A 4,354-nucleotide genomic window follows, 5' to 3' on the forward strand; every position below is an offset into this window, starting at 1 on the left:
AGGCGCCCAATGTTCTGAAACATGAAGACGGCTAAATCAAAATCTTTATCGGTCAGTGGCACGTCTTCACCAAAAGACACGATGGTTCTTTTAGTCAGATTAATCACATAAGGGCCAATAACCATCTCCTCTTGCTCTTCTACCTCGTTTGCGGAGCGTCTTGCTAAGGCGTTGACTCGAGCTTTTAACTCTCCAGGTCTGGCTGGTTTGACAAGATAGTCGTCAGCGCCTGCATCAAGGGCCGTTATAATATCGGCTTCGCTATCTCTGGAGGTCAGAAATATTACAGGTATCCGCCAGCTAAGCTCTGAGCGAATCGATTTAAGAACTTCGGTACCTTCCATGTCTGGAAGCTGCCAATCAAGGATTAACAAGTCATAACTGTTATGTAGTACTTCGTATAAAAAAGATTTGCCAGTCTGAAAGAAATCACAACTATGTTGGTTTTCTACCAGCATCGCACTAAGGTTTTGTGCTTGTTCCAGCTCGTCTTCTAACAAAGCAATTTTCATCATTATCCCCTAAATATATGTTCTGTATTATTTTTTTGTGTTTTTTCTAGTGTAGATGCTTTTTCTGAATTGTCTTGGAAATTAGCTAATATCCTACAGATAATACATGCTGAATCATTATCAAGATTGTTCTAAATTGTAATGCTTTTGTAGTTTTGTTTTCGTGGCACTGGAGGGCAGTTTTAAGCAAGTGATCATTTTGCTCGCTTTATCATGATTTAGAGATTAGTATCAGACCCCCTTGAATAGCGAGTTTCGCTGTTATAATGCTTAATTACATAGATGAAATGGTTGTACTAAGATGTCGCGTCAAAAAGAGATTCAGGACTTGTTGAGTAACAATTTTGAACTTGAGTTTATAGAGGTATTAAATGAGAGCCATATGCATAGCGTGCCTCCTAACTCTGAGACTCACTTTAAGGTGACTTTGGTTACTGAGGATTTTGAGGGAAAGTCTAAAGTTGCTCGTCATCAAAGTGTCTATGCCTTGCTTGGTGGCTTAATGGAGCAAGGCCTACATGCTTTGGCACTACATTTATATGTTCCGCAAGAATGGTCGAGTATCATGGGTGAGAAATCACCAGAGTCCCCAAACTGTATGGGTGGCTCTAAATAGTACAGCTGTAGCAGGCCAGAACCCTAAATAGCTGATAGATATTCAATTGGAATTGCCCTTTATTAGGAGTAGGTACGATGAGTCAATTTTTTCAGATTCATCCTGAGAACCCTCAGGCGAGGTTGATTAAACATGCGGCAGAGATCATTGAAAGCGGTGGTGTGATTGCTTATCCGACTGACTCTGCGTACGCACTAGGTTGCCATTTAGGCGACAAGAAGGCCGCCGATAAAATTAGGCAGATTCGAAAGCTTAATGAAAAGCATAACTTTACACTGGTATGTCGTGACCTAACGGATATATCAACCTACGCTAAAGTTGATAATCAACAATACCGCCAGATAAAGGCACACACACCGGGCCCTTATACGTTTATTCTCGATGCGACGACTGAAGTTCCGCGGCGTTTAATGAACCCAAAGCGACGTCAAATCGGTATCCGAATTCCGGACAACGAAATTGCTTTAGCCTTGCTGGAAGAGCTTGGTCAGCCAATAATGAGTACAACGCTTATTTTGCCTGGTGATGATATGCCTATGACTGACCCTTACGAGGTTCGTTCTTTGTTAGAGCATACGCTTGATTTGGTTATAGATGGTGGCTTCTGTGGCTTTGAGGCAACCTCTGTGGTGAACTTATCAGGCGAAGAAACGGAGATTGTTCGTAAAGGCTGCGGTGACATCTCGGCTTTCGAGGGCTAAGTATCACCGCTTGTTTAGGCGGGTACGGTTTATGCGTTTATCGTTAAGCGGAAGCTGTTATCCTTCGACAGAGCTGCTTGCTCACTATTATTGGTGATTTTGTTGGTTTTCAGTGCTTCATAGCGATGGGCGATATCATTTAATTTGTTATGCTCATTTTGTTCGCTAATTAGCTCATTAAAGAGATTATTACCAACTCCATATGCACCAGAAATCTTCACGACATTGTCTACGTAATCAAGTGTAGGCTGCTGTTTGCTCAAACGCTGAAAAGCCTCTTTAAAGTGTTTGTTGTTGTTAAGGTCAGTACTTATTTTTTCATGATCGCTTGGGCGCATCGCGCCTTTGATCTCAATGTTGCCGTAAATATCCTTCTCTACATTTAGCTGGGTTCTCGGGTTTAAGTTGTACTCAGCAAGCTTATTACGCAGAGTTTCCTTGAGGAAGGCTTTATCTTGGCCTAACTCCGTTTTGAATGTTTCAACATTTACCTTTTTACTTTGACTTTGAATGCCTAGTCTTAATAAAGTGACCGCATCGTCTAGCAATACTCGCTTTTCTGCTTGTTCTTTGCGTCTGGCACTGTCGTCTGCGTGGCTGCTGTTTTCAGTACCGTTTTGAGAGTCCTGACGTTGTAGTTGCTGAGGGATCTGTAAGGCTTGTTCTGTTGATATATGTGCCATGGTTATTTGCTCGCTAAGTTCCAGTTCGGCAATCAATGACCGTTTTCTGACAAAAAATGCTAGTTATCTAAGGAATAGCAAATTAAATGCCAAGCTTGTTAGGCGGCTAGGGTAAGTTAACATGGAATTGTCCCACCCCTAGATTTGAATAGCTGCTGGCAAAGAAGGGCTTTGCTTACTAGACTGCAGGGATTTGGTTTCTTAATAATTAGGCAATCTTGTTCTATGTCAGAAATGTCAGCGTATCGCGCACCGGTTTTACCTATTATTCTCACATTGTTGACGACGCTGGGTTGTTTTTATATACCCACCAAACTCATATTTATACCGGTTGTTCTAACCTCAATTGCTTGGGCTTGGGCCCACTATGCAAATGTGCAGAGTCTTCGTAGTCGTTATGCGGGACAAGAGCGATCACTGCTAAATGATAAGGCCACTGAACTCACTCAGGAAGCATGCGCAGTAATGAGTGAACAAGCAGAGCTTGTGAAGGAAAATCTTGTCCACATTAATCAGAAGGTGACTGAAAGCGCTGATCAGATTAGTGCCAGTTTTACCGGAATATCTCAGAAATCTGAACGACAAAGAGAGCTCTTGTTAAAAGTTGTTGCTATGGTCCATGAGGATGAAACAACAAGTGGAGAAGAGCAAGTAACAGTCAGGCAATTTGCTGATGAGTTGATGGGGATAATAGATAGTTATGTCAGATTATTGGTTGAGGTGAGTGAAAAAAGTATCTTTGCTGTTCACCGAATCGAGGATATGTCACATCATTTTGAACAAACTTTTACCTTGCTAGGGCAGATCAGGGGTATTGCTGATCAAACAAATTTATTGGCATTAAATGCGGCAATCGAGGCAGCGAGAGCTGGTGAAGCCGGCAGAGGATTTGCCGTGGTTGCTGACGAGGTACGTACCTTGTCGCAAAACTCAAACACCCTTAATGACAAAATATTTGAAACATCTGAGAACACAAAGCGCGCGATTGATGGTTCAAGCAAAATTGTGGGAGAGATCGCATCCTTGGATATGAATATGGCGATCAGTGCGAAAGCCCATGTCGATGAAATGCTTGTAGATTTGGAGCAAACAAATGTCACCATTGAAAATACTATGGATGAAGCTTCCGCTTATACAGAAAAGTTAAAAGTGGACGTGGCTGACGCGGTCAGGAGTTCACAGTTTGCTGATAATGTTAGTGCCGATATTAACTCTTTTCTGCAACAAAACTCTTTGTTACAAGAGGCGCTGAATAAGGTAAGGAGTGTGTCCAGTGAAGCCGAAATACTCGACTTATTGCAAGAGATTGGCAAGCAAAAGAGTGGCTCTAAGAGTAGTGTTGCGGCAGAAGCGAGTGATGACAATGTCTCATTGTTTTAACGCAAAATATTAATCAATAGCGTGGGTGGGTAGTACAGACAATGGGAATGAATGTTCTAATTGTGGACGATCATGAATCGAATCGTATTCTAGTAAGGTATTTGCTTGAATCCGAAGGCCACGACTGCATCGAAGCTGAAAATGGGCAGATAGCAGTCGAGCAGTTTGATGAGCACCAGCCAGACTTTGTTCTGATGGACATTGTCATGCCTGTTATGGATGGCTATGAAGCCGCGTCCTTAATTAAAAAGCGCGCAGGCGATACCCATGTTCCTATTATTTTTCTGACAGCAAAACATGATGAGAAATCTTTGCTTGCTTGCCTGGAGAGTGGTGGAGATGATTATTTACCAAAGCCCATTAATGGCATTGTTCTAAAAGCGAAGATTAAGGCTCATGCGAGAACTCAGGAGCTTACCCAGCAAGTTCATGCGAAAAACAGTGAGCTAACCCGTCTACACG

6 protein-coding genes are annotated in these 4,354 nt (G+C 42.3%); 4 read left to right on the forward strand and 2 right to left on the reverse strand.

The features are described from left to right. On the reverse strand, positions 1-515 hold a 515-nt coding region (locus A3756_RS11765), incomplete at its 3' end, for a response regulator transcription factor (RefSeq protein WP_197481282.1). Positions 516-813: 298 nt separating this feature from the next. Here A3756_RS11765 and A3756_RS11770 point away from each other — a divergent pair. Continuing rightward, a complete protein-coding gene (locus A3756_RS11770; RefSeq protein WP_068509757.1) occupies positions 814-1,128 on the forward strand; it encodes a BolA family transcriptional regulator in 315 nt (104 codons plus the stop codon). 77 nt (positions 1,129-1,205) lie between these two features. Beyond that, the gene (locus A3756_RS11775; protein WP_068509760.1) at positions 1,206-1,829 is read left to right on the forward strand and encodes an L-threonylcarbamoyladenylate synthase; all 624 of its coding nucleotides are present in this window, start codon (positions 1,206-1,208) and stop codon (positions 1,827-1,829) included. Positions 1,830-1,858: 29 nt separating this feature from the next. On the opposite strand, the gene A3756_RS11780 is transcribed toward A3756_RS11775, so the two are convergent. Continuing rightward, the gene (locus A3756_RS11780) at positions 1,859-2,512 is read right to left on the reverse strand and encodes a hypothetical protein (RefSeq protein ID WP_156490425.1); all 654 of its coding nucleotides are present in this window, start codon (positions 2,510-2,512) and stop codon (positions 1,859-1,861) included. A 681-nt stretch (positions 2,513-3,193) separates the two neighbouring features. Here A3756_RS11780 and A3756_RS28685 point away from each other — a divergent pair. Together A3756_RS28685 and A3756_RS11790 are read left to right on the forward strand one after the other, a co-directional pair. Continuing rightward, positions 3,194-3,892, forward strand: a complete 699-nt coding sequence (locus A3756_RS28685) for a methyl-accepting chemotaxis protein (RefSeq protein WP_255374922.1) — start codon at positions 3,194-3,196, stop codon at positions 3,890-3,892. A gap of 47 nt (positions 3,893-3,939) precedes the next feature. Next, the coding region (locus tag A3756_RS11790) for a PleD family two-component system response regulator (protein WP_197481284.1) at positions 3,940-4,354 on the forward strand (415 nt) is incomplete at its 3' end.

This window comes from Oleiphilus sp. HI0086 (assembly GCF_001635225.1).

Excerpts from the sequence above, each read along its gene's own strand:
- A3756_RS11770 (WP_068509757.1), top strand. The coding sequence starts at position 814 with ATGTCGCGTCAAAAAGAGATTCAGGACTTGTTGAGTAACAATTTTGAA.
- A3756_RS11775 (WP_068509760.1), top strand. The coding sequence starts at position 1,206 with ATGAGTCAATTTTTTCAGATTCATCCTGAGAACCCTCAGGCGAGGTTG.
- A3756_RS11780 (WP_156490425.1), bottom strand. The coding sequence starts at position 2,512 with ATGGCACATATATCAACAGAACAAGCCTTACAGATCCCTCAGCAACTA.
- A3756_RS28685 (WP_255374922.1), top strand. The coding sequence starts at position 3,194 with ATGGGGATAATAGATAGTTATGTCAGATTATTGGTTGAGGTGAGTGAA.